Raw genomic sequence first — 24,968 nt, forward strand, 5'->3', positions numbered from 1 at the left:
TGATTTTGTACAGACATTAAAAAGCCCCGAATCAATCGGCAATGCTGTTCACTTAAGAGGAGCAGCATTTCGATCTACTGGATAACGGGTTTTTGACATCTTAACCGTTCGGGGTGTTGTTGCCCTCGAACGCCTTTCCAGAAACAGGCTACCTATCCCTGATCTCAGCTCCGATAGCCGCCTGCCAGTTCTTGATAATGGGTTGGCATTCGCCATCACGATCAGCTGAACGGCTATGTACTGGCATACAGGCTTGAAACGGATATCCGAAGGTGAACGCCCAAAGGCTACCGCTGCAAATGCCGCTTCTCGCCGGATAATATTGTAGGTCAGCAATAGACCCCACAGCTCTTGATAAACCAGCTCTACTGTCTTGCTGCGAAGCGTGATGGCATTATGCTGCATCGAGCTTTTGATATCCCGAAAACCTAATTCGATTTCCCAGCGTTCTTGATAGAGTCTAGCGATATCCTTTGCAGGATACTGATCGGCCGGCAGCGAGGTCAGAACCGTCTTTATTCGTCCCTTATCCACAGCATAACTGACTTGCCTGACTTCCCAGTATTCGGGGAGCATCGGGTTGTTCTTTCTTGCTTGGGGTGATACTTTCATCCGTACCCGCACGTCATCTTCTGCATACGTCTCGATCACCTCACTTTTCAGATTTTTGCGTTCCGGAATCAACCAGTGACGACCTTGACCCTGCATCGAGAGTGAAAGCAATAAGTCCGCACTCCAAAAACCCTTGTCAAACAAGGTGATCGAATGATCGGGAATCTGGCTGAGAAACTTCGACGCCAGAGGAATCTCCCCCCGGCGATAGGGACTGATCTGCGCATCGACTAATATATGCGAGCGCACATTCATCAGTGCGACGAGCCGTAGCATCGGAAATGGCGTCTGGCGCTGCGTGGAAGTATTCCCTGAGCCAAAATGCTCACGAAGATCATTTGTATCTTGGGTTCGCAAGAGTGCACCGTCGACAGCAAAGACCTGAAGCCCCTGCCATTGATCATCTGGGTAACGCTCATGTCCCCAGTGCTGACCTGTCTGGCGAAACAGCCACTCCACAGGATCTGCACCCAAACGCTTACGTGCTTCAGTTACCCCGCTGCGTGCCAACAGGTCAAGAGAGGCCAGTCCTTGAGCGCAAATATTTAGTCTTCTTGCCACTTCATGGACAGGCTCATCACGAAAAATCGCCATTCCGAGAACCAGCCAGAGAACCTGATCTGCGGGCAAGCGTCGCCTGCGGATAGTAGCCGAACTGCTCAATTTAAGTGCAGATTCAACCCACTCAATGGGGATATTATGAGTAAATGTATTCAGATCCGAGAAGTTAAACAGACTGTTGAGGTCGAGAAGATCCTGCTGAAACACCATAAAAAATCCAATGCCAAACCCGACATCGGATTCTCTAACAAACTCCGCCACGCTTCAATTGCTTAAGTGAACAGCATTGCCGAATCAATCGGGGCTTTTTAAGTGTGGGATTTTAAAATGTCGGTTTCACCACGACTAAAATCACCACAGCAAATAAAATGAGGGTCGGCATTTCATTAAAGAAGCGCCAAAATTTGTGTGACTTGTAGTGCGCATGACCAATCAATTTCTTACGGTAATAACCGCAGACAAAATGGTAAATCACTAACAGTCCAACCAAGCCCACTTTGAGGTAGAACCACAGGGCTTCATGGTAGTGGCGCGTTGCATCACCCCAATCGACCAAGAAATGTGCCGTGATCAGTGTTGCAATCATCGACGGCCACATAATGCCACGGTACAACTTGCGTTCCATGACCTCGAAACGTTGATGACTGACGGCATCATCACTCATGGCATGGTAAACATAGAGCCGTGGTAAGTAGAACAATGCAGCGAACCAACACACCACGGCAATAATATGTAATGCTTTTACCCACAAGAAAGCATCAGAAGGAGCATCCATCAAGTCACCCTAAAATGGGCGGCTTAGCCTTCCCACTTTTTGAAAATGAGACATGCATTTACGCCGCCAAAACCGAAACTGTTACTCATCACAGTATTCAATTTTGCGTCACGTTTTTCAAGCACGATATCAAATGGTTTTGCGCCTTCATCCAGTTCAGTCACGTTGATGTTTGGTGCAATAAAGTCATTTTGCATCATTAGGACTGAGTAGATCGCTTCTTGCACGCCAGCAGCACCTAAGCTATGACCTGTCATTGATTTGGTCGAGCTGAGTGGAGGAACTTGACCTTCGCCAAATGCACGTTCCATTGCTTTTAATTCAGTGATGTCACCAGCAGGCGTTGACGTACCATGCGTATTCACATAGTCAATTTTGTCTACGCCGTGTTGTTTTGCTTCTTCAAGTGCCATCAGTACACAACGTGTCGCACCTTCACCCGATGGCGCAACCATGTCTGCACCGTCAGAGTTTGCCGCATAGCCCACAACTTCAGCCAAAATGTTGGCACCACGTGCTTGCGCATGTTCTAAAGACTCAAGCACTACAAATCCGCCACCGCCAGCAATCACAAAACCGTCACGGTCAGCAGAGTAAGGACGAGACGCTGTTTCTGGCGTGTCATTGTATTTTGAGCACAGTGCACCCATTGCATCAAATAACAGGCTTTGAGACCAGTGATCTTCTTCACCACCGCCTGCAAGCATGAGGTCTTGCTTGCCGAGTTGAATCAGGTTGTAGGCATAACCAATTGCATCAGCAGACGTTGCGCATGCGCTGGTAATGGTGTGTGCAACACCTTGCATTTTAAAAGCAACACCAACGTTTGCCGTAATTGTGTTCGACATATTACGTGGTACGAAGAACGGACCAACTTTACGTGCGCCTTTGGTGTCTAACAATTCTTTCATTTCAACGACAGATGCAGTTGAACCACCACCTGAACCGCCCGCGATACCATAGCGTGGATTGCCACCAATTTGCTCTGCTGTTAAGCCAGCATTTTCAACTGCAGCAACTGCAGCGTTATATGCATACATGGCACAAACACCCATAAAGCGTTTTAGCTTACGGTCGATGCCATCAAAGTCTTGTTCAGCAGCAGCGCTGATATGGCTTTTAAAATTGAGTTCAGCATAGGTTGGGTTAAAACGTGTCCCAGAAATCCCGTTTTGTAATGCATGAGTAACTTCTTCCAAAGTATTACCGATACATGAGTTGATACCCATGCCAGTGATTACTACACGTTTCATTTAAAGATCCCTTATATGGTGGTTTTGCAGAGTTACGCTTAAAGATGAATCAACAATTTATTTCTAAGCCAATTGCAACTCTTATGTTTTCAATGCAGATCATAATAGCAGAAAGAATTTTTAATTCTTATGGCAAATCCTATGCCAATTTGACTTGTCTTAAAATCAGGAGTAGGGCATTTCAACTTTACTAAAAGACACATATTCTTATTGAGATAAATGCGTACTACACCTAGTATTTAGCTAGAAATGAAAGATTATAAAGTACGGGGTACGGAATGGCGGATTCAAACAATAAACAGCGCAGTGGTTTCTTTTCAAATGCCTTCGGAGTGGCTAAAAAGCTCAGCCATACAGGTTTAAACATATTAAACCAAGTGAGCCCAGATACGGCTTCAGCACTGACCAATGCTACAACTGGTGATAGTGCGAGTACAAAAACAAAATCGAAAAATAAGCGTTATGAAAATCCGCAGCAAGTCTTAAGAGACCATCTGCCGACAGTATCACGGCATTTATTGGGACGTCATTATGTCAACGCAAATCGAGTCGCGCATTTTGTGTCGCCACAACTTTCCGATAAAGCCGCAGATTATTTTTTTAGCCAGCTTAATCAATTTAGCTCGAGTATGAGCTCGGTCGATGCCGTTTTAGATGAAGCGGGCGTGCGTGATTTAGAGATGTTGACCCAAGATGTCGACCGTTCAAAACGGATTAGTCAGGCATTGTCTGAACAAAATAAGATCATTGCTATTCTTCAGGGCGCACTGACTGGAGCAACGGGCTTTGTGGGTTCAACCGTAGATGTCCCTGCTTCTTTAGTGATGTCGTTACGTATGATCTACCAAGTGGGGCGTTCTTATGGTTTTGACTTAAGTAAAGAATCCGATCAAGACATCGTACAGTTTATTTTTAAACAGATTGATCTTGGGTTGATTGCTGAAAAACAAACTTTGTTGATAGCGATAAAAGCCATTTCAAGTACCTTGCAAACCCATGATGTCTCTCAGTTACAACAGCTTTTAGGTTCAAGTAATGATATTGAAGCCTTAAAGAAATGGTTGACCAATGCCGATGGTCAGCTGAAATGGGGACAGTCGATTGCCAATCTATCGCTACTGAATAAGCTGGCAAAACTCACACCAATTGCCAGTGCAGGAGTGAGTGCAGCCTATAGTTGGCGCCTTGTTGATGATGTACATCAAAAAGCACAACTGGTTTTTTCACAAGCCCGCCAGTATATCATTCAACAAAAAGATACCAGCCTGAGTGCTTTAACAGCATATGAACGCTCACTTGAGCTTTTGGTGAAAGCCTCGCCAAGACTATTGTCACAGCGCAGTACATCAGAGACCGATAGCCCAGATTTGAAACTTGGAGCTGAAGTGGAGTTAAATGGTCATCAAAGTATTGCTAAAGTAAAAGTTCAGAAAAAGTCCGACAAAGTCACAGAGCCTGTCGCAAACGAAGAGCGTGTTCAACAAGGGCTGGAACAGCTCGCAGATCAAATGGTTGAACCTCACGATGCTGTCGCACCGCAGCAACCAGCCCTACAAATAGAAGAAGATCTTGCAGATTTATATCCAGTGGATGAGGCTGAGGAGGCTACACAGAATAATAATGAGTCTTTAGTACCAAATGAACCTAATACGGCTTCAAAAGTCACAGCAAAACCTGCAGTAGAGTCGACTGAAAAAAAGGTTACAAAAAGACGAAATGCACCAAGCAAAAAATAAACCCTTTAAAATAGATAGAAATTTGTAAAAGCCCTGATTTGGTCAACATTACATGTAGTTTGAAATGTTGACCATTTTTACGTCTTAGCTTACAATTGCATGCCCTCAAAAAGTCGTCTTTTTTTGGGTTTTTTATTAACGGGAGAATTGCCAAATGGCAACAACAAATCAGTTGATCCGTAAGGGTCGTACGACTTTAGTTGAAAAATCTAAAGTTCCTGCGTTGAAGGCTTGTCCACAACGTCGTGGTGTTTGTACACGTGTTTACACAACTACACCTAAAAAACCTAACTCAGCAATGCGTAAAGTTTGCCGTGTGCGTTTAACTTCTGGCTTTGAAGTTTCTAGCTACATCGGTGGTGAAGGCCACAACCTACAAGAGCACAGTGTTGTTCTTATCCGTGGTGGTCGTGTTAAAGACTTACCAGGTGTACGTTACCATACCGTTCGTGGTTCTTTAGACTGTGCTGGTGTGAAAGATCGTAACCAGTCTCGTTCTAAATACGGTACTAAACGTCCTAAGAAATAATCTTTCGAGATTAACTTCTTAGTTCGCTAGAACTGCAATCCTTTATCGTCTCGCTTGTCTGATTTCTGCATTAATTTTGTGAAATTCAAGCGACGTGTAGTAAGGCCAGCGAAAGCACATGACACTTTGTGCTACGGCTGGATTAACCTGAAGTGTCATATATATAGGTAGTTTAAAATGCCAAGACGTCGCGTAGTTGCTGCTCGTGAAATCCTTCCGGATCCTAAGTTCAGCAGCCAAACAATCGCTAAATTCATGAACCACGTAATGCAAGATGGTAAAAAATCTATTGCTGAAAGTATCGTTTACGGTGCTTTAGACCGCGTTCAAGAAAAAAACAAAGTAGACCCAGTTGAATTTTTCGAGACTACTCTTGAAAAAGTTCGTCCTATGGTTGAAGTAAAAGCACGCCGTGTTGGTGGTGCTACTTATCAAGTACCTATGGAAGTACGCCCATCCCGTCGTACTGCTCTAGCTATGCGTTGGTTAGTAGATGCTGCTGCTAAGCGTTCTGAAAAAACTATGGCTTTACGTCTTGCTGGTGAGTTGCTTGATGCAGCTGAAGGTAAAGGCGCAGCGGTTAAAAAACGTGATGACGTGCATCGTATGGCTGAAGCCAACAAAGCATTCTCTCACTACCGCTTCTAAGCGACTAAAACAGCCCCTATTCAGGAGGGTGACAGCTTGGTTTACGCCAAACTGTCATCGAATCGCTTTAAGCTGTTCGTCAGCTTAAAGCGCCTGTTTTAAACAACAAAATTTAGGAATGCAAGAAATCATGGCTCGTCAAACCCCAATTTCTCGTTATCGTAACATTGGTATTTCTGCGCACATTGATGCGGGTAAAACCACAACTACAGAACGTATTTTGTTCTACACAGGTGTATCTCACAAAATTGGTGAAGTACACGACGGTGCAGCAACAATGGACTGGATGGAGCAAGAGCAAGAACGTGGTATTACCATTACTTCTGCTGCTACGACTACATTCTGGTCAGGTATGTCTAAACAGTTCCCTGAACACCGTATCAACGTAATTGATACACCGGGACACGTTGACTTCACAATTGAAGTTGAACGTTCTATGCGTGTTCTTGATGGTGCGTGTATGGTTTACTGTGCTGTAGGTGGTGTACAACCTCAGTCTGAAACTGTATGGCGTCAAGCGAACAAATACCAAGTGCCTCGTTTAGCATTCGTGAACAAGATGGACCGTACTGGTGCAAACTTCTTCCGTGTTGTTGAACAAATGAAGACACGTTTAGGTGCAGCTCCTGTACCTGTAGTAATCCCTGTTGGCGCTGAAGAAAACTTCCAAGGCGTAATCGACTTGATCGAAATGAAAGCGATCATTTGGGATGAAGCTTCACAAGGTATGCAGTTCGAATACGGTGAAATCCCGGCTGAACTTCAAGCTACTGCTGAAGAATGGCGTGTAAACATGGTTGAAGCTGCTGCTGAAGCTTCTGAAGAGCTAATGGACAAATACCTAGAAGAAGGCGAACTATCTAAAGAAGATATCGTTGCTGGTCTACGTGTTCAGACTTTGGCTTGTCAAATTCAACCAATGCTTTGTGGTACAGCGTTCAAAAACAAAGGTGTTCAACGTATGTTGGACGCAGTAATTGAATTCTTACCGTCGCCTACAGAAGTTAAAGCGATTGAAGGTGTTCTTGACGACAAAGCTGAAACTAAAGCGATTCGTGAAGCATCTGACGAAGCTCCGTTCTCTGCGCTTGCGTTCAAAATCATGAACGACAAATTCGTAGGTAACTTAACTTTCGTACGTGTTTACTCTGGTGTACTTAAACAAGGTGATTCTGTTTATAACCCAGTTAAATCTAAACGTGAACGTATCGGCCGTATCGTGCAAATGCACGCGAATGATCGTCAAGACGTTGAAGAAATTCGTGCCGGTGATATCGCTGCGTGTGTAGGTCTTAAAGACGTAACTACGGGTGATACACTTTGTGATGAGAAAAATGTCATCACACTTGAGCGTATGGAATTCCCAGAGCCAGTAATTGCATTGGCTGTTGAACCAAAAACTAAAGCTGACCAAGAAAAAATGTCAATTGCTTTAGGTCGTTTGGCTAAGGAAGATCCATCATTCCGCGTTCGTACTGACGAAGAGTCAGGTCAAACAATTATTGCTGGTATGGGTGAACTTCACCTTGACATCATTGTTGACCGTATGAAGCGTGAATTCGGTGTTGAAGCAAACATTGGTAAACCAATGGTTTCTTACCGTGAAACGATCAAGAAGACAGTTGAACAAGAAGGTAAATTCGTACGTCAAACTGGTGGTAAAGGTAAATTTGGTCACGTATATGTACGTTTAGAGCCAATGGATCCTGAATCAGAAAAAGATTACGAGTTCGTTGAAGAAGTTGTTGGTGGTGTAGTTCCTAAAGAATTCTTCGGTGCTGTGGATAAAGGTATCCAAGAGCGTATGAAGAATGGTGTCCTTGCTGGTTACCCAGTTGTTGGCATCAAAGCTACATTGTTTGACGGTTCTTACCACGATGTCGATTCGGACGAATTATCGTTCAAAATGGCAGGTTCTTACGCATTCCGTGACGGTTTCATGAAAGCAGATCCTATCTTGCTTGAACCGATCATGAAAGTTGAAGTAGAAACTCCAGAAGACTACATGGGCGATATCATGGGTGACTTAAACCGTCGTCGTGGTATGGTTCAAGGTATGGATGACTTGCCTGGCGGTACTAAAGCAATTAAAGCTGAAGTTCCACTTGCAGAGATGTTTGGTTACGCGACTCAAATGCGTTCTATGTCTCAAGGCCGTGCAACATACTCTATGGAATTTGCTAAATATGCTGAAACTCCACGTAACGTGGCTGAAGGCATTATTTCTAAATTCCAGTCTGGCGGTAAAAAAGGTGACGACGAGTAATCTTTCGATTACTATAAGCCCAAACTAATTCATAGTTAAAAACCAAGTGCTCATGCAGTGATCCTGCATGAGTAGTTTAAAAAGGAAGATCTCATGGCTAAGGCTAAGTTTGAACGTAATAAGCCACACGTTAACGTGGGCACAATCGGTCACGTTGACCATGGTAAAACAACTTTAACAGCTGCAATTGCAACTGTATGTGCGAAGAAATTCGGTGGCGAAGCGAAAGACTACGCTGCAATTGACTCTGCACCAGAAGAAAAAGCACGTGGTATTACAATTAATACTTCACACGTAGAATACGATTCTCCAACTCGTCACTACGCACACGTAGACTGCCCGGGCCACGCCGATTATGTTAAAAACATGATTACTGGTGCTGCTCAGATGGACGGCGCGATCCTTGTATGTGCTGCGACTGATGGTCCAATGCCACAGACTCGTGAACACATCCTTCTTTCTCGTCAGGTTGGTGTACCTTACATTCTTGTATTCCTTAACAAGTGTGACCTTGTTGATGATGAAGAACTTCTTGAATTAGTAGAAATGGAAGTTCGTGAACTTCTTTCTACTTATGACTTCCCAGGTGATGACACTCCAGTTATCCGTGGTTCGGCTCTTCTTGCACTTAACGGTGACGCTGGTCAGTATGGCGAAGAAGCAGTTGTTGCGCTTGTTGACGCGCTTGACACTTACATTCCAGAGCCAGTACGTGCAATCGACCAAGCATTCTTAATGCCAATCGAAGACGTATTCTCTATTTCTGGTCGTGGTACAGTAGTAACTGGCCGTGTAGAAACTGGTATTGTGAAAGTAGGCGAATCAGTTGAAATCGTTGGTATCCGTGATACTCAAGTAACTACAGTTACTGGCGTAGAAATGTTCCGTAAACTTCTAGACGAAGGCCGTGCGGGCGAGAACTGTGGTGTTCTTTTACGTGGTACTAAGCGTGAAGACGTACAACGTGGTCAAGTACTTGCTAAACCAGGTGCAATCAAGCCGCACACTAAATTCGATGCAGAAGTATATGTACTTTCTAAAGAAGAAGGTGGTCGTCACACTCCATTCCTTAATGGTTACCGTCCACAGTTCTACTTCCGTACAACTGACGTAACTGGCGCGATCAAATTACAAGATGGCGTTGAAATGGTTATGCCTGGTGACAACGTAGAAATGTCAGTAGAATTAATCCACCCAATCGCAATGGACCCAGGTCTACGTTTTGCGATCCGTGAAGGTGGCCGTACAGTTGGTGCTGGTGTAGTTGCTAAAGTAACTGCATAATCATCTGATTGTGTAAAAAAAGCGCTCCTTTGGGGCGCTTTTTTTATCTATTCATTTTATTAAGCAAGTAATTATTCTCGGGCAAGATACAGCATGCTTTAGCATCCATTCTGAAAAATAGCGTAGAACTTTACGCACACTAAATTGTCTAACAATCCACCCTCGAAACTGTCCTAAACTGATATTTTGCTGACCCTAACTGCACTTATGAGCAGGGCCCAATCACGTAAGATAAAAAGACGAAAACAACTATAAGCAGTGGATGTCTTCAGGATATTCATAGGAGCAAAAAGATGAATGCGAAGGTAAAAATCACCAATCGTGCGGGTGCGAGTTTCCCTGTACGTCGGATGAACTTTGAGTTTGAAAGCGTACCTGAATATTGGATGAATGGTTCAGCTGGACTGACCCATTTTATGACCGCGCTGTCAGCACTCTTTCCAGCAGGTGAAATGTTTTTTATCGATAGTGTTCGTGCGGTCAGACAGCATCCCTCGATTAAAGATAATGCCGAATTACAAAAAGAGATTTCAGCCTTTATTGGTCAAGAAGCGATGCATACGCAAGAACATGAAGGTTTTAATGCATCTGCGCAAAAGTATGGGCACGATGTTGCAACACTTGATCGCTATACGGATCGTGCAATTCAAACCACGCGTAAAGTATTTGCTTTTCTAGGCAAGCCTGTGGGTATTACACAAGAGATGGTGGATTTAACAGCAACCACTGCGTTGGAACATTTTACTGCAACGATTGCCTCTCAGTTGTTGGTCAATAACCACATTCAAGAGCTAATGAGCGATGAAACCATGAAAACCATGTGGTTATGGCATGCCATTGAAGAAAATGAGCACAAAGCTGTGGCTTATGATGTATTTGAAGGAGTTTTTGGAAAGGGTTTGTAACTGCTAATTGAAATCTACTTATTTCTATACTATTATATACAACATGAGTAAATATGTAAGCATTAGCGTTGCAGCTAAAACATTAGGTGTTTCCATTCAAACATTAAGGCGTTGGGATGAAGAAGGCACTTTGGTTGCAGATCGAACCCCTAAAAATCATAGACGATATGATCTGAGTAAGATCACGCCTGAGCAAATACACAAGCCCGATAGTCAACTTCAAAGGAAAACCATTGCATACGCAAGGGTATCGAGTCATGACCAAAAAGAAGATTTAATTCGACAGCAACAAGTTCTTGAAATGTACTGTGCAAATCAAGGTTGGACGTTTGAATTAATCTCCGATCTTGGTTCGGGTATGAACTATAGAAAAAAAGGCTTAAATAAGCTGCTAGAAGCAATCATGAATGATGAAATCGGACGTTTGGTTTTAACGCATAAAGATCGCTTATTGCGGTTTGGTGCTGAGTTGGTTTTTGCCTTATGTGAAGCTAAAAGCGTGGAGATCGTCATTCTTAATAAGGGTGAAAATTTGTCTTTTGAGGAAGAACTTGCTCAAGATGTTTTGGAAATCATTACAGTGTTTTCGGCAAGATTATATGGTAGTCGTAGTAAGAAAAACCAAAAGTTAATACAGGCAGTCAAAGACGCACTATGAGCCGATTCATACGAGGGCATGTAATCCAATTACTGCCAAATAATAAGCAAGCAAGTCATTTCGCTCAAGCGAGTGGTGTTGCTCGTTTGTCGTATAATTGGGCTTTAAAAGAATGGCAACGTCAATATAAAGCAGATAAGGAATATAGAGATCAGTGTGACTATTATGGCGTTCAGGTGGATAAAAAACTTCTAAATAAACCATCCGAAGCTAAAATAAGAAAGCACTTAAACTCGTTCAAGCGTGAGAAATACCCTTTCATGCTTAAAGTGACCAAATGTGCGCCACAACTTGCGATTAAGCAATTGGGTAGTTCATTTGATCGTTTTTTTAATGGTCAATCCAAATATCCAAAGCCTAGAAAAAAAGGCGTAGATGATCGCTTCTCATTATCAAATGACCAATTCAGCATTAAAGATAGAAAAATTAGTATCCCAAACTTGGGTTGGGTAAAAATGACTGAGGATTTGCGTTATCAAGGAAAAATATTATCAGCGAAAATATTTAAACAGGGTGGTAAGTGGTTTGCTTCGATTGCTGTTGAATTAAATCAGCCTGAGAAACTTCACCCCAAAACAGGTTTATCTGTTGGTATTGATTTAGGTGTTTCCAGTCTTGCCACTTTATCTAATGGCGAGGTTGTTCCATCAAGTGCGCCACTAAAGAAACAGCTTGCCAAGTTAAGACGACTTGCTAAGTCTTTTAGCCGTAAAAAGAAAGGTAGTCAAAACAGAGAAAAAGCGAAAACCAAGCTCTCTCGTTTGCACTACAAAATATCATGCTTGAGAAAAAACAATCTTCATCAAGTCACATCTGATTTAGTTAAGCGATTCGATCTGATTGCGATTGAGGATTTAAATGTGAAAGGTATGGTACAAAACCGTAAGCTCTCAAGAGCCATATCGGATATGGGCTTTTATGAGTTCAAGCGACAGTTGATTTACAAGGCTAAACAGCATGGCAAATCAATACTTTCTGTTGGACGATTCTTTCCAAGCAGCAAGATGTGTTCGAATTGTGGTGAATTAAACCAAAACCTGACACTTGCAATGCGTGAGTGGCGATGTTCATGTAACACCCTGCATCACAGGGATATTAATGCTGCCATCAATATTCTAAAACATGCAGATAAAGAATTGGTGGCTACATAAGCCACCAATGGCGGTGAGTTACACCGTGACAGCCTATGGAATTGAGGTAATCCCAAGCGCAATAGCAATTGGTTCTTGATGATGAAGTAGGAATTAAACATTAAACCCACGTAAGTAGGTTTAAGTAGGTTTTAAATAACGGAATCAAATCCTATCTACTACGAACGGGATCGCTGGTTGCAGCCATGGCTATTTTATTCTGCGTGCAGTCGTATTTTGTATTTCGTTTACTACAGCAAGATAAACAACTGAACAGGGCTGCGCTGAAGGATATTTATACCTATGCATATAGTCCATCGAAAGGAATTATTACAGGGATGGCACGTGAAATGATTATGTACTTTAAACTGGGTTTTCATCCTAATCATCACGATACCGACGCTTTACTTGAGAAGTGGAAGCTAAAATTAGGGTTTTAAGCAGTTTTGGCTCTTTGAGCGATGTAAATCGCTCTTTTTTTTGTTCGGTTTTTAGCACAAATTTTTTATACTGTGACCTCCACATTTTAGAAAGATAAACGAAGATGATTCGTTTAATGCAAGCTGCGGATTTAAACCAAGTTGCGCAGATTGAAAATTTAGTTCAAACCCACCCTTGGAGCCTACAACAGTTCCAAGAGTCTATACAGTCTTATCATAGTACCGTGATTGAACAGGCGGGGCAGGTCGTAGGCTTTTGTATCCTCCAGCCTGTTCTTGATGAAGCTAATTTATTGTTAATGGCCATTCATCCAAGCCAGCAAGGCAAAGGGCTGGGTTATCAGCTATTAGATGCTTCACTGGCACAACTTAAAAACAACCCGATACAAGTATTTTTAGAAGTCCGTGAGAGCAATCAAGCAGCGATTGCCTTGTATGAAAAGTCCGGTTTTCATCAAATTGATTTGCGTAAAAATTATTATCCTAAACCAGATGGTGGTCGTGAGCATGCCATTATTATGGTGAAATCGTGTAGTGATGACTTTTCCGAGTTATTTAAATAAGAGAACAGTTGAGCTTCTGTATGGTGCCATTATTTAATAATGGCGTTATTCCACCCCGAAGGTAGGGTGGTCATTAAGGAGTTTCCCAGTTGCTGCACTTCCTCGCTACTCAGGCTATGATTGAGTCTGCGCCACTGACCATCAATTAACAATTCTAGCGGTAAATACTGCGATTTGTAGTTCATTTTTTCTGAGTGCGGCACCCAATAGCCCAAATACACAAACTGCAAAGCGCGTGCTTTGGCGAGCTCGATTTGTTTTAAAATGGCGAAAGTGCCGAGTGAGCGTTTGTTTTCATCGGGATCAAAAAAGGTATAAACCGCAGATAAGCCATCATCTAAAGGGTCGCAGGTCGAAACACAGATGAGTTGGTCTTCTTTCCACAGCTCTAAGAAAAAGCTCTCGGTACAGCTATGTACGAGGAATTTATCAAACTGATCGCGACTAGGTGGGAACATGTCTCCATCGGCATGGCGTTTAAAAATATAACGCTCATATAAGTCATAATGTTTTTTGGTGGCATCCGCAGTGCGGGTAATTTTTAAAGTGAGGTCTTGATTGCGTTTCCATGCTTTTTTTTGACTGCTGTTCATTTTAAATTCGCGCACAGGTACGCGGCTAGATAGGCACTGTCGACACAGATGACACTCTGGGCGGTAGACAAAATCACCACTCCGGCGAAAACCCACCCGAGAAAGTTCGGACAGCGTGACGACATCAATACGATGCGCTGGATCGAGAAATACCATCCGGGCTGACTTTTTTTCTAGATAGCTGCAGTCATGCGGTGGCGTGATGTAATACTGTAAATCATTCAGTAGGGACTTCGGGTGATACGAATTCATGATAAATCCCTCTATTATTCTTTATTCAGTCAGTCGCGCATTTTGCGCTATTGTTTTACTTGAAAATACACCCTCCTGATACATTTTCCAATCGATAGCGGGTTGATTTACAACATCTTGTAACGATTTTAAGTAGGTTTGCCGAGAAAGTGTACAAGCACCGAGGCTTAAAAGATGATCATTGACCAATTGGCAGTCAATCCAAGGCAGCTTATTTTCACGGCCAATCAACATCAGCGTATAAAATGCCATTTTTGAGACATCCGTTTCGGTACTGAACATGGACTCCCCAAAACAGCCGTGTCCAATGCTGATGCCGTATAGTCCACCAACCAAGCGTGTTTGATCCCAAACTTCAACGCTATAGCCATAACCCGCATCAAACATTGCGCAGTAGCCATCAATAATATCTTCACTGATCCACGTGTCATCAGCGTAGCTGCGTGGCAGTGAGCAGGCACGGATCACTCGTTCAAAAGCCTGATTGATGGTGATGCGATAATCCTGCTTTTTCATACTCCGAAGGAGGGTTTTACTGGGCTGATAATCCTGCGGGCGAATGATGCAACGTGGCTCGGGGCACCACCAGCAAATGGGCTCGCCTGTTGAGAACCATGGAAATAAACCATGGGTATAGGCTTCAAACAGGGTAGAAGGGGAGAGGTCTGCACCGATACAAATTAAGCCTTCACCCTCAGGGTCAACTTCAAGCGGATCGGGAAAGATATACTCAGAAGGCGGTAACTGCTGCATAGTGGTGTGTATACATGATAAAAAATGACTTTAAGATCATACATAAAAAAACCGCCTATGGAAGGCGGTCTTTTTCAAGGCTTAGATTATTCGCCTAAAGCATCCAAATACTTTTCCGCATCTAGCGCAGCCATACAGCCAGAACCCGCTGAAGTGATCGCTTGACGATAAACGCTATCAGCAATGTCACCTGCTGCGAATACACCAGCGACAGAAGCAGCTGTGGCATTACCAGATGTACCGCTTTGAACTTGGATATAGCCATCACGTAAGTTCAATTGACCATCGAACATTGCGCTGTTTGGTTTGTGGCCAATTGCAACAAACAAACCTTGAACATCAATATCTTGTGTAGATTCGTCTTGAGTTGATTTTAAGCGAACTGCGGTTACTCCTGTGTTGTCACCTAAAACCTCATCCACTTGGTGATTCCAAATGATGCTAATTTTGCCTTCTTTTTCTTTTTCAAATAAATGATCTTGAAGGATTTTTTCAGAACGCAATGAATCACGACGGTGAACCAAAGTCACATGCGATGCAATGTTAGACAAATATAGTGCTTCTTCAACGGCAGTATTACCACCACCCACAACCATCACTTTTTGGTTTTTATAGAAGAAACCATCACAGGTTGCACATGCGCTCACGCCTTGGCCCATAAAAGCAGCTTCAGACTCAAGACCTAAGTACTGAGCGGTTGCACCTGTGGCAATAATCAGTGCATCACAAGTGAACTCATCCATGTCACCTTTGAGTATAAAGGGACGTACAGAAAGATCGACTTCATTGATATGATCGTAGATGATTTCGGTACCAAAGCGTTCCGCATGCGCTTGCATACGTTCCATCAGTGCAGGACCTGTTAAGCCTTCAGGGTCACCCGGCCAGTTATCGACTTCAGTCGTTGTCGTTAGCTGACCACCGAGTTGGATACCCGCAATCAATGTAGGCTTTAAGTTGGCACGCGCAGCATATACCGCAGCGCTGTAACCCGCAGGGCCTGAACCGAGAATAATCAAACGTGAGTGACGAGCGCTCATACGTAGAATCCTTTTTTTATTTAGAAATTTGTGGAATTATACGTGAAACTCTATAACAGTTGTGTGAGTTCAATGTCGATATTATTGATCAATCAAATCGATTTGAGCTATATAGAAGAAATATGCGGTGTAGAGCGGGAAAAAGTGGAAAATTCATCTGCTCGCTATACATAAAGCATTTAAGAATAGTGCATCTTTTTATAAAGAAGAGGTGCATAATATGACGTTTATTGTGAAACTTTTGCTTTAGGTTTCGAACAAAAACATTAATGAAGAATTTGTTACAGGACAGTATATGACTGAGGTGTCGGGTGCTTATGCACAGCGCTTATTAATGACATTATTTTTAGTCTCGTTTGGCATTTATTTGTTCCTTGCTACCGTGACCTATACCCCATTTGATCCGGGCTGGATGCATATATCAAGTGATACCTTGCAAGTCTCGAATGCCAGTGGCGTTGCAGGGGCGTGGATTGCTGACTTACTGTTCGGTTTTTTAGGCTGGGCAAGTCTACTTATTCCTGTATTTTTGTTCATTGAAGCCATTCAAGTCTGGTGGCCGCATAGTTTTTTAAACCGTCCATTTCGTTATGCTGCGCAATTCTTTATTTTGCTTGCAACCGCCAGCTTACTGTTCTTGTTTTGGAAAGTTCCAGCGGACACTTTAGACAATGCCTCTGGCGGCATTATTGGTTATGAACTGGGACAAAGTTTGTCGCAGATTTTAACCATTTACGGTGCAACGTTATTTTTGGTCGTGTTTACCGTGGTCTTACTGACCTTGGCTTTCGGTATCAAATGGAACCGTACTTTCGCGACCCTCAAAGCAACTCCTGCGTATTTACAAGATTTATTTTACCGCAACGTACCTGAAAGCGAGTCTGCCTTTGATCGTACGACGCCAAGCGTCAAAAAAGAAGTGATTGCAACGGCACCGAAAAAAGGTATTGAAGCAACGGAATTGGTCAAGGCGCCAGTAGCCGTGCAAGAGACATCAGTTAAAGTACCTCAGCGCGACTATTCAGCAGAGCATTTGTTTAATGACATGGTGGCCAAAGAGCAACGTGTTCAAGAACAACAGGTGGATGTGGATGATGAAGTAGAGCTTGAGCGGACTATAGAAAAAGCGCACCAATTAGAACAAGACAGTCAGCGCGTGGTAGCGACAGGGGAAGTGTGGCGTGCATTAAACTCAGCTGAAGATCAACGTCATAAAAATGATATTGATGCTTTACTTCGTGCTGCCGAAGAAGATCGCCCATTTAGCCCAGAACAACATTTTCAAGCAGTGGTACAAGATCATACAACTCCAATTGCTGATCCTCATTATTTCCAAGACGATGCCCCTGCGCAGAAGAAAAATGTTGATTGGGATGATGATGAAATCTTTGACGAGCTGCTTGCTGCCGTACCCAATGGCAAAACAGCAACGGATGTTCACAGCCCCTTCAATACGCCTGAACCGGTGTCTCATTTACACGTGGTTGAAGATCCAATTGCGGTAGCCGAGGTTGCAACCTTGAGTGTTGCTGCAAGTCCCGTTGCGTTACAACCAGCGCCGAGTGGAATTGCAAAAGCACAGCTTGATGAGTTGGATGATTTAGACGAATTCCTTGCTGAAGATTGGTCGGAGCAGAAAGTAGCTGCTTCAGATGTACGCTCCAGCAGTAGCTATGCGCAGTCATCAGCTTTTGTACAAGCACCCATTCAGCATCATAATATCGTAAGCACAAGTGCTACAGCGGCTGTAGCCAAAGAAGTTTTGTCCAAAGAAGCGTTTATTGAAGCATGGCAGGACACTGCTGGAAAACCGCAAGAAGAAGACGACTTCGATTTTGATGCGCCACTAACGGATGCATCAGGCCGTCCAATGTCTTTGTCCATGCAAGTAGCAGAGCGTCGTCGTGATTTATCACCGCTGCCAGGACTGGATTTACTGGATGAAGTTGACCTCAATAAAAAAGTCAATTTCACTGCTGAACAGTTGGCGCGTTTATCTGAATTACTTGAAATTAAACTACAAGAGTTCAATGTCAAAGCTAAAGTGGTCGAAGCGCAGCCAGGGCCTGTAGTAACTCGTTTTGAGTTGGATTTAGCACCAGGCGTTAAAGCCTCTAAAGTGACCAATATTTCCCGTGACCTTGCGCGTTCGATGTCGATGGCATCTGTACGTGTGGTTGAAGTCATTCCGGGTAAACCGTATATCGGGATTGAAGTGCCGAACAGCACACGTGAAATGGTGCGTTTAATCGAGTTGTTGACCATTCCTGCTTTTACTGATCCAAATAGCATTCTTTCGATGGCAATGGGCAAAGATATTTCGGGTAACCCGGTCATTGCTGACTTAGGTAAAGCGCCGCATATGCTGGTTGCAGGTACAACGGGTTCAGGTAAGTCTGTTGCAGTAAACTCGATGATTTTATCGATGTTGTTGAAATATACGCCGAATGAGTTACGTTTAATTTTGATTGACCCAAAACAGTTAGAGCTCGCTAACTATAACGATATTCCACATTTGCTTACCCCTGTGGTCACGGACATGAAAGATGCAGTCAGTGCCTTGAACTGGTGTGTGAATGAAATGGAACGTCGCTATAAGCTGATGTCTTTCCTAAAAATTCGTAAGCTAGCGGACTATAACCGTAAAGTGGAAGAAGCGATTGCCAATGGTGAAGAGCTGATTGATCCGACCTGGAAAGCCAGTGATTCGGTTGCCGGTGAGCGTGCACCACGTTTGACTCCATTACCATCGATTGTAATTGTGGCGGACGAGTTTGCCGATATGATTATGCAGGTCGGTAAGAAAGCTGAAGAAATGATTACGCGTTTGGCACAAAAGTCACGTGCCGCAGGCATTCATTTGTTACTTGCAACGCAGCGTCCATCGGTCGATGTAATTACGGGTCTGATTAAAGCCAATATCCCAACACGTGTGGCTTTACGTGTGAACTCAAAAATTGACTCACGCACGATTTTGGATGCTGGTGGGGCGGAAGACTTATTGGGTCATGGTGATATGTTATTCTTAGGGCCGGGTAAAATTGAACCTGAACGTGTACATGGTGCCTTTATTGCCGATGACGAAGTCAACCGCATCTGCGATGCGTGGCGTGAACGCGGCTCACCAAATTATGTTGATGAAATCCTAACGCCATTTGATGAAGAACCAAGTTCTCGTGGTTTTGAAGATGGCGATGGCGATCCAAACCGTGATGCACTTTATGACCAGTGCGTATCCTTTGTATTGGAAACACGCAAGGTTTCGGTGTCCTCGCTACAACGTAAGTTTAGTTTAGGCTATAACCGTGCCGCGCGAATTGTCGATCAAATGGAAGAAAACGGGATCGTGAGTGCGCAAGGTGCAAACGGCAAGCGAGAGATTTTAGTTTAAAAAGAAAGCCTGCGGATTGCAGGCTTTTTCTTAATCATTCAGTTTAGGCATCCAGTCATGCAAATTATTGATGCATTAATTCCATTGGTAGTACTCATTGCCATGGGGTATGTATTAAAGCGGTATCGCTTTTTAACGGTGGAATTTTGGCAAGGCGCTGAAAGACTGAATTATTGGATTTTGTTTCCTGTTTTGCTGTTCAGTAGTCTAGCCACCGTTCATTTTAATGTCGGGCAAGTCTTGCCAGCGCTTGCTGTGGTCTTTAGTGTGACCTTGCTGATGAGTGTGGTGCTGTGGGTATTAAAAGCGGTGTATGGTACGCCTGTGGCGCAATTTGGCGTCTATTTACAGAGTCATATTCGTTTCAATACTTATATTGGTTTGACCAGTATGGCTTTGATTTTTGGCGCTGCGGGGATGCAAGTCTTTGCCATGATTATTGCCTTTGTTATTCCTTTAGTGAATGTACTTTCCGTACTTGGTTTTTCTCAAGGGCAGGGACTGTCTTATAAAAATATTGCGTGGTCGGTTGCGAAAAATCCACTGATTCTAGCTTGTCTGGTCGGGCTCATTTTTAATTTTTCAGGTATGCATTTGTCCGAGAGCATTAACCAATCTTTAAAGCTAGTAGCAGGGATGAGCCTCCCGCTTGGGCTCTTGTGTGTGGGCGCAGCACTCCAGTTTAATGCGTTAAAATATGCTGGCCGAGCGCTAATTTTAAACACTTTTGGGCGTTTAATCTTGGTACCTATTTTAGCCTATGTAGGCTGTCTATTATTTGGTTTAGCAACATTTGAAACCATGATTGTGGTGGTTTTCTTCTCACTGCCGACGGCATCGGCTGCGTATGTGCTGACCAAGTATTTTCAAGGGGACAGTCAACTCATGGCAGCAATCATTAGTTTGCAAACTTTGTGTTTCGGTTTGACTTTTCCACTTTGGATGTGGTTTTTACAGTCATAAAAAATGCCAGTCTCCTAAGAATGAACTGGCATTTGTAGGTCATGCGCATTAAGCAGATCTAGGCTTAGGCGAATTTAGCCAAAACCTCTAAGAAGGGAGCTGCTTGACGTGGATAAGCGGCAATTACGTCATGGATACGCTGACCTTCTGGATTGGTGGCATTAATGTCGCGACCATCCGTTTTAAATTGGGTGAGCAGACGCTCATAATCACTTGGGCGCATGTGTTTAAAGGCATGGTACAACACATGAAAGTCGCCATTCACACCTTCAGGAGGAAGCTGAGTTAAGTAGGCAAATACACGCTCATCTGACCATTCTTCATTGAACGTTGCTGGCTGAGATAATGCCATAGCAATCTCCTTGCTGGTTTAATCATTAAAAAAGGCAAAATATGGGAGACAAAGAAAATACTTTCTTGTATCTGCGCATATTCTGCCTTGATTCAATTTGCTTGACTAATCAAAAATCAGATTAACGTTCTTCAGGCAAATTGATATTCATTTCAAGCATTTCAATATTCGCTTCAGAACGGACAGCCATTTGAATGTGCTGTTCATCTACACCGCGAACATAGCGATTCACCACTTGCATGATTTCTTTCTTCATTTGGTCGATTTTGTCTTGGCTAAGACGTTTACCTAAACCACTTTCAGACGCTACGATGACTTTTAAACGATCCTTCGCTGTTTGAGCACTAGACGGTTTTTCATCATTACTAAAAAGCTTACTCCAAAATCCTGCCATGTCTACGCTCCAAATAGTCGTGCTAACCAGCCTTTAGGCTTCACCGTAATATGACGGTAAGGACGTTCGTCACCTAAGAAACGTGCCACAAGGTCATCATAGGCTTGACCTGCTGATTCTTCAGTAAAGAGAATCACTGGTTTACCTTCGTTCGATGCTTGTAAAACACTCTTACATTCAGGAATCACTCCCAAAGTTGGCACACGTAAAATATCTTTAGAAATGTCGTCAATGGTTAACATTTCTTGTTTATCGGCACGTTCAGGGTTGAAACGTGTGATACACAAGTGTTTACGAATACGACCTTCATTCATTTCAACTTTTTTGGTTTTGCTGTCGAGCATACCAATAATACGGTCAGAGTCACGTACAGATGAAATTTCAGGGTTGGTCACAATAATCGCTTCATCGGCATGGTACATTGCTAAAATTGCACCGCGTTCGATACCTGCAGGTGAGTCACAAATAATGTAGTCAAACTCTTGTGACAACTCATCCATGACACGTGCTACGCCTTCATCAGTTAAGGCATCTTTATCACGGGTTTGCGACGCAGGTAAAATATATAAATTCTCGATATCTTTATCGCGGATAAGCGCTTGTTGTAATCGAGCTTCGTTATTTAATACATTGACAAAATCATACACAACGCGGCGTTCACAACCCATGATCAAATCAAGGTTACGTAAACCTACGTCAAAATCGATCACAACAGTTTTGTGACCACGTAGGGCTAAACCTGTTGCAAAAGATGCGCTTGTCGTAGTTTTGCCTACGCCACCTTTGCCTGATGTTACGACAACAATTTTCGCCACCGAATCCACTCCTGTTATGGTTTAAATCCCCTTATTTATCATTTGGGGCTTTTGGTGTTTATTTATACATTAAAATTCAAGCGCTTCAAATACAAGCTCTTGTTGATCATTTAAGTAAATATGTGTTGGGCGTTTTAAATGCTGCGCTGGAATATCATCTGCAACACAATAGGTCCCTGCAATTGAAACCAATTCAGCTTCTAAAGCATGACAGAAGATGCGTGCAGCGCTGTTTCCGCCCGCGCCGGCAATGACTCTACCACGAGCACTACCATAAATATGTATATTTCCTGAAGCAATCACTTCCGAGCCACTGTTAATGCCTGCGGTAATAATGATATCGCCTTGATTTTGAACCAAGCACTGCCCCGTACGTAAAATTTCGTCATGATATGAAGTTGCATGGCGAATGACAGGTGCTGCCGCAACTGGCGTATTGGTAGAAACTGTCGTAGCAGGAGCAGGAGCTTCAACCACTTGCTCTTTGGTTGCTTTGACTTCTTGAAGTTGCGAGCTAATACCATGTCCTTGCGCGGGAATCACAGGGAATTGAATGGCACGGGCTTGTTCAGCCAAAATTCCTTCTTGTACTGCCATCGGCTGTACATCCAGATCCAGCAATAATTGAATCAAGGAAATTAATTCTTGCTCAACGCTACTTTCCAGAACAACTAACGCCCCAGCAGTCGATGCATTTTGTAATGTTTTACTTAATTGCTGTCGGATTGCATCATGATCATTGGTGTCAAGGGTAATGCGAATCGCATTGACCATTCTGCCAGTTATCCGGATATCAGCCATAATTTTTCCTTAAGACTTCTCAGATTTATTTTTTACTAAAGAAGTGATGTTGTAAATAGAGCAAATCCTAGAACAAAATGAAGGATTGCACTAGCTGCGTTTGTAATATTTTTACCTTAATGCTTATTCTTTGGCTTGATCATCTTTTTCAAGCTCTTCTAACCACTGTTTCACCTTAACTTGCTTGCGAATGGCATCTAAGCTTTCATAGACAACAGACTCAACCAACTGTTCCAAAGACTGATTATCGATTTTTAAATCACTGACTTTTTCAGCTATCAAGCGATAGGTGGCATTGGGCTGTGCTGGATTTCCCACAACCATTGGTTCCAGTAAACCTTGTGTGATGTTTTCACCAAGTCTTTGTCCGATACTTTGAATTTGTTGCTCAATTCTTCCACCCACAATTGGAATCAAACGCAGTAATTGGGTCAGTTCAGGGGTATCTTCAATCGCACGATTCACAATCAGACCGACATTTTGGGCAATGAAATATTGACGTTGTTTCAGTTCGGTGGCGAGAGATTCTTGTAAAATTTCAGCCAATGCTTGTGCAAATAAAGTCCGATGATGATCGACGAGGTCATGAATAATTTTTTTATGGGTCGAGCTGGTATTTAATTCGTGCTTCACCCCATCCAATACAGTAATAACCACACGGTCAGACAGTTCTTCCATCACTACGCGATAGTAAAATTTGCCCTTCGCTTGTACCGATGGAGGAATGACGTTATAGCCTAATTCATGCAGTCGAAAAGCAATCACTCCCGCGCGGAATAATCTTAAAAAGCGTAAATGAGGGATAATTGCTAAAATTTCGTACCAATGAATAAAGGGAAAGAAAAACCAGCGACGATGGTGTCGATACACGATGGCAATGCCCCAACGCACCAATAATTCAGTAATCAAGAACAGAATAAACCAAGCTTCTGTGGTGATGACCCACGGATGCAAATGCTCACGATAGAAGCTTAAGACACTTTCTAGGTGAATGGCATGGAAAAACCATCCACCGATATTGCTCATGATAAAAAAATTAGCACACAAACAAAACAAGTTAAAAATGATGAGAAACACCATAAAAATGTCATAGATCAAAAACAGTTTGAAATACAAACTTTGTGGATCAACCTGATGATATTTAGACTTTTTGACTTGGTTATTCTGCATCATGCATAGACCCTTACTCGGTTAAATTGGAGGTTGAGTATTTGGCTTTCATTTTTTCAATCAACTGGTCTTTTTCAGTCCAAAGTTGATCGACCCACTGTTGGAATTGTTCACGAAAGTCTGCATCGTCTTCATAGTTTCCAGCGAGTACCCATGCAGGAATATCAATTTTACGTAAATTGACCGCAATCCGTGGGACTTCCCCGAGCCAAAATTCGCTATAGCCAGGTGCGCCGTCGGGATAGACAATGGTCATATCTACCAAGGCATCAATGTCATTACCTAAAATACTTAAGGCTAAGGCCAAGCCACCCGCTTTCGGTTTAAGTAAATTTTGGTAAGGCGACTGCTGCTGTGCATGTTTTTCTTGTGTAAAACGCGTGCCTTCCAAATAATTTAACAGGGTGAATGGTTGGCTAAGCAGTTGTTCACAAGACTTACGTGCCTCTTCCATATCGCGTGTTTTCAACGCAGGGTTTTTCGCAATTTGTTCTTTACTATGCCGCTTCATCATCGGGAAGCCTAGAATTTTAAAGGCTTGGCCGACAAATGGAATAAAAATAAGTTCCCACTTGGTAAAGAAGCGGGTAAGGGGCATACGGGTTAAACCAAAATATTGGTTAACCGTGGTGTCGACCCAACTTTGATGGTTGCAAGTCATCAGGTAACGACCCTGCATACTCAGCTCAAGATCATCATCGACAGAAATGTCCCATTTCGTGTTGGGTAGGACATGATCGATTAAATAATTGTTCACAGCAAGCCAGCTGTTGGTGATTTGAATATTGGTCTCATCCACTTTTTTTGATTTTTTAAACAGTTTGGTCAGGCCAAGCGCGAGCACTGGCGGGCCATGAAAAAAAGTACTGCCTGTAATGACTGAACCAACAGTTAGACCACGGGTGATTTTTTTTAATAAAGGTTGTTTTTGGTTTGGCGATGACATAAAAATAAACCCTAAAATATAATGCGTTTCGCAACTCGTTCTATTTTCTAAAGGTCAATATAGTACGGGATGATCAAATAGAAAAGCACCAAACATTAACTGTGTAGAAATTGTGACGAAGAAAGTCTTGAAAAGGAA

General features: G+C 43.0%; 22 protein-coding genes and 2 pseudogenes. 12 read left to right on the forward strand and 12 right to left on the reverse strand.

Annotation, left to right across the window (positions count from 1 at the left end):
• Positions 1-48: 48 nt before the first annotated feature.
• The 3 genes from AC4CUX_RS11005 to AC4CUX_RS11015 all read right to left on the reverse strand — a co-directional run bounded on the left by AC4CUX_RS11005 (position 49) and on the right by AC4CUX_RS11015 (position 3,201).
• Complete coding sequence (locus tag AC4CUX_RS11005; RefSeq protein ID WP_201953753.1) at positions 49-1,383, reverse strand: IS4 family transposase; 1,335 nt, start codon at positions 1,381-1,383, stop codon at positions 49-51.
• Between the two features lie 112 nt (positions 1,384-1,495).
• Complete coding sequence (locus tag AC4CUX_RS11010) at positions 1,496-1,948, reverse strand: CopD family protein (RefSeq protein WP_005011820.1); 453 nt, start codon at positions 1,946-1,948, stop codon at positions 1,496-1,498.
• 23 nt (positions 1,949-1,971) lie between these two features.
• Positions 1,972-3,201: a beta-ketoacyl synthase N-terminal-like domain-containing protein gene (locus AC4CUX_RS11015; protein ID WP_004694933.1), complete on the reverse strand. Its 1,230-nt coding sequence runs from the start codon at positions 3,199-3,201 to the stop codon at positions 1,972-1,974.
• Between the two features lie 278 nt (positions 3,202-3,479).
• Here AC4CUX_RS11015 and AC4CUX_RS11020 point away from each other — a divergent pair, with 278 nt between their 5' ends.
• From AC4CUX_RS11020 to rimI, 10 genes and pseudogenes are all read left to right on the forward strand, one after another.
• Complete coding sequence (locus tag AC4CUX_RS11020) at positions 3,480-4,937, forward strand: EcsC family protein (RefSeq protein ID WP_201950176.1); 1,458 nt, start codon at positions 3,480-3,482, stop codon at positions 4,935-4,937.
• Positions 4,938-5,091: 154 nt separating this feature from the next.
• A complete protein-coding gene (gene rpsL / locus AC4CUX_RS11025; RefSeq protein WP_002050319.1) occupies positions 5,092-5,466 on the forward strand; it encodes a 30S ribosomal protein S12 in 375 nt (124 codons plus the stop codon).
• Between the two features lie 177 nt (positions 5,467-5,643).
• The gene (gene rpsG / locus AC4CUX_RS11030) at positions 5,644-6,114 is read left to right on the forward strand and encodes a 30S ribosomal protein S7 (protein ID WP_004694929.1); all 471 of its coding nucleotides are present in this window, start codon (positions 5,644-5,646) and stop codon (positions 6,112-6,114) included.
• 130 nt (positions 6,115-6,244) lie between these two features.
• Complete coding sequence (gene fusA / locus AC4CUX_RS11035) at positions 6,245-8,380, forward strand: elongation factor G (RefSeq protein ID WP_004694927.1); 2,136 nt, start codon at positions 6,245-6,247, stop codon at positions 8,378-8,380.
• 93 nt (positions 8,381-8,473) lie between these two features.
• A complete protein-coding gene (gene tuf, locus AC4CUX_RS11040; RefSeq protein ID WP_004692776.1) occupies positions 8,474-9,664 on the forward strand; it encodes an elongation factor Tu in 1,191 nt (396 codons plus the stop codon).
• 293 nt (positions 9,665-9,957) lie between these two features.
• Positions 9,958-10,566 (forward strand): annotated as a pseudogene (locus AC4CUX_RS11045) (metal-dependent hydrolase); the annotation flags it as partial.
• A gap of 46 nt (positions 10,567-10,612) precedes the next feature.
• Complete coding sequence (locus tag AC4CUX_RS11050) at positions 10,613-11,227, forward strand: IS607 family transposase (protein ID WP_005402019.1); 615 nt, start codon at positions 10,613-10,615, stop codon at positions 11,225-11,227.
• A complete protein-coding gene (locus AC4CUX_RS11055; protein ID WP_005402020.1) occupies positions 11,224-12,378 on the forward strand; it encodes an RNA-guided endonuclease InsQ/TnpB family protein in 1,155 nt (384 codons plus the stop codon). Before AC4CUX_RS11050 ends, AC4CUX_RS11055 begins: the two co-directional genes overlap by 4 nt.
• Before the next feature lie 128 nt (positions 12,379-12,506).
• Positions 12,507-12,797: pseudogene (locus AC4CUX_RS11060) on the forward strand (metal-dependent hydrolase); the annotation flags it as partial.
• Positions 12,798-12,901: 104 nt separating this feature from the next.
• Complete coding sequence (rimI, locus tag AC4CUX_RS11065; RefSeq protein WP_126035469.1) at positions 12,902-13,360, forward strand: ribosomal protein S18-alanine N-acetyltransferase; 459 nt, start codon at positions 12,902-12,904, stop codon at positions 13,358-13,360.
• 29 nt (positions 13,361-13,389) lie between these two features.
• Here the strand turns inward: rimI and AC4CUX_RS11070 are convergent, their stop codons facing one another.
• The 3 genes from AC4CUX_RS11070 to trxB all read right to left on the reverse strand — a co-directional run bounded on the left by AC4CUX_RS11070 (position 13,390) and on the right by trxB (position 15,998).
• Positions 13,390-14,205, reverse strand: a complete 816-nt coding sequence (locus AC4CUX_RS11070) for an arginyltransferase (protein WP_004694916.1) — start codon at positions 14,203-14,205, stop codon at positions 13,390-13,392.
• A 21-nt stretch (positions 14,206-14,226) separates the two neighbouring features.
• Positions 14,227-14,958 (reverse strand): leucyl/phenylalanyl-tRNA--protein transferase, encoded by a 732-nt coding sequence (gene aat / locus AC4CUX_RS11075; RefSeq protein WP_062034249.1) that lies wholly within the window; start codon positions 14,956-14,958, stop codon positions 14,227-14,229.
• 86 nt (positions 14,959-15,044) lie between these two features.
• Complete coding sequence (gene trxB, locus AC4CUX_RS11080; protein ID WP_201950178.1) at positions 15,045-15,998, reverse strand: thioredoxin-disulfide reductase; 954 nt, start codon at positions 15,996-15,998, stop codon at positions 15,045-15,047.
• A gap of 295 nt (positions 15,999-16,293) precedes the next feature.
• Here trxB and AC4CUX_RS11085 point away from each other — a divergent pair, with 295 nt between their 5' ends.
• Entirely contained in the window at positions 16,294-19,389 is a 3,096-nt protein-coding gene (locus AC4CUX_RS11085; protein ID WP_490792394.1) for a DNA translocase FtsK, read from the forward strand.
• Between the two features lie 57 nt (positions 19,390-19,446).
• Positions 19,447-20,352: an AEC family transporter gene (locus AC4CUX_RS11090; protein ID WP_078426382.1), complete on the forward strand. Its 906-nt coding sequence runs from the start codon at positions 19,447-19,449 to the stop codon at positions 20,350-20,352.
• A gap of 64 nt (positions 20,353-20,416) precedes the next feature.
• On the opposite strand, the gene AC4CUX_RS11095 is transcribed toward AC4CUX_RS11090, so the two are convergent.
• From AC4CUX_RS11095 to yihG, 6 genes are all read right to left on the reverse strand, one after another.
• On the reverse strand, positions 20,417-20,704 hold the full coding sequence (locus AC4CUX_RS11095; RefSeq protein WP_004694907.1) for a PA4642 family protein: 288 nt from the start codon (positions 20,702-20,704) through the stop codon (positions 20,417-20,419).
• Between the two features lie 121 nt (positions 20,705-20,825).
• On the reverse strand, positions 20,826-21,098 hold the full coding sequence (minE, locus tag AC4CUX_RS11100; RefSeq protein ID WP_004694905.1) for a cell division topological specificity factor MinE: 273 nt from the start codon (positions 21,096-21,098) through the stop codon (positions 20,826-20,828).
• A 2-nt stretch (positions 21,099-21,100) separates the two neighbouring features.
• Entirely contained in the window at positions 21,101-21,913 is an 813-nt protein-coding gene (minD, locus tag AC4CUX_RS11105) for a septum site-determining protein MinD (RefSeq protein ID WP_039889843.1), read from the reverse strand.
• A 69-nt stretch (positions 21,914-21,982) separates the two neighbouring features.
• A complete protein-coding gene (gene minC, locus AC4CUX_RS11110) occupies positions 21,983-22,714 on the reverse strand; it encodes a septum site-determining protein MinC (RefSeq protein WP_078389443.1) in 732 nt (243 codons plus the stop codon).
• 123 nt (positions 22,715-22,837) lie between these two features.
• The gene (locus tag AC4CUX_RS11115; protein WP_004694898.1) at positions 22,838-23,887 is read right to left on the reverse strand and encodes a hypothetical protein; all 1,050 of its coding nucleotides are present in this window, start codon (positions 23,885-23,887) and stop codon (positions 22,838-22,840) included.
• Positions 23,888-23,897: 10 nt separating this feature from the next.
• Entirely contained in the window at positions 23,898-24,830 is a 933-nt protein-coding gene (gene yihG / locus AC4CUX_RS11120) for a 1-acylglycerol-3-phosphate O-acyltransferase, YihG family (protein WP_004694896.1), read from the reverse strand.
• Between the last annotated feature and the right edge of the window lie 138 nt (positions 24,831-24,968).

It is taken from the genome of Acinetobacter sp. 231_lipA (genome assembly GCF_058243005.1).

Excerpts from the sequence above, each read along its gene's own strand:
- AC4CUX_RS11070 (WP_004694916.1), bottom strand. The coding sequence starts at position 14,205 with ATGAATTCGTATCACCCGAAGTCCCTACTGAATGATTTACAGTATTAC.
- aat (WP_062034249.1), bottom strand. The coding sequence starts at position 14,958 with ATGCAGCAGTTACCGCCTTCTGAGTATATCTTTCCCGATCCGCTTGAA.
- AC4CUX_RS11005 (WP_201953753.1), bottom strand. The coding sequence starts at position 1,383 with ATGGTGTTTCAGCAGGATCTTCTCGACCTCAACAGTCTGTTTAACTTC.
- rimI (WP_126035469.1), top strand. The coding sequence starts at position 12,902 with ATGATTCGTTTAATGCAAGCTGCGGATTTAAACCAAGTTGCGCAGATT.
- AC4CUX_RS11085 (WP_490792394.1), top strand. The coding sequence starts at position 16,294 with ATGACTGAGGTGTCGGGTGCTTATGCACAGCGCTTATTAATGACATTA.
- AC4CUX_RS11010 (WP_005011820.1), bottom strand. The coding sequence starts at position 1,948 with ATGGATGCTCCTTCTGATGCTTTCTTGTGGGTAAAAGCATTACATATT.
- AC4CUX_RS11055 (WP_005402020.1), top strand. The coding sequence starts at position 11,224 with ATGAGCCGATTCATACGAGGGCATGTAATCCAATTACTGCCAAATAAT.
- AC4CUX_RS11015 (WP_004694933.1), bottom strand. The coding sequence starts at position 3,201 with ATGAAACGTGTAGTAATCACTGGCATGGGTATCAACTCATGTATCGGT.
- rpsL (WP_002050319.1), top strand. The coding sequence starts at position 5,092 with ATGGCAACAACAAATCAGTTGATCCGTAAGGGTCGTACGACTTTAGTT.
- rpsG (WP_004694929.1), top strand. The coding sequence starts at position 5,644 with ATGCCAAGACGTCGCGTAGTTGCTGCTCGTGAAATCCTTCCGGATCCT.
- fusA (WP_004694927.1), top strand. The coding sequence starts at position 6,245 with ATGGCTCGTCAAACCCCAATTTCTCGTTATCGTAACATTGGTATTTCT.
- tuf (WP_004692776.1), top strand. The coding sequence starts at position 8,474 with ATGGCTAAGGCTAAGTTTGAACGTAATAAGCCACACGTTAACGTGGGC.
- minE (WP_004694905.1), bottom strand. The coding sequence starts at position 21,098 with ATGGCAGGATTTTGGAGTAAGCTTTTTAGTAATGATGAAAAACCGTCT.
- yihG (WP_004694896.1), bottom strand. The coding sequence starts at position 24,830 with ATGTCATCGCCAAACCAAAAACAACCTTTATTAAAAAAAATCACCCGT.
- AC4CUX_RS11095 (WP_004694907.1), bottom strand. The coding sequence starts at position 20,704 with ATGGCATTATCTCAGCCAGCAACGTTCAATGAAGAATGGTCAGATGAG.
- AC4CUX_RS11020 (WP_201950176.1), top strand. The coding sequence starts at position 3,480 with ATGGCGGATTCAAACAATAAACAGCGCAGTGGTTTCTTTTCAAATGCC.
- minC (WP_078389443.1), bottom strand. The coding sequence starts at position 22,714 with ATGGCTGATATCCGGATAACTGGCAGAATGGTCAATGCGATTCGCATT.
- AC4CUX_RS11090 (WP_078426382.1), top strand. The coding sequence starts at position 19,447 with ATGCAAATTATTGATGCATTAATTCCATTGGTAGTACTCATTGCCATG.
- AC4CUX_RS11115 (WP_004694898.1), bottom strand. The coding sequence starts at position 23,887 with ATGATGCAGAATAACCAAGTCAAAAAGTCTAAATATCATCAGGTTGAT.
- AC4CUX_RS11050 (WP_005402019.1), top strand. The coding sequence starts at position 10,613 with ATGAGTAAATATGTAAGCATTAGCGTTGCAGCTAAAACATTAGGTGTT.
- trxB (WP_201950178.1), bottom strand. The coding sequence starts at position 15,998 with ATGAGCGCTCGTCACTCACGTTTGATTATTCTCGGTTCAGGCCCTGCG.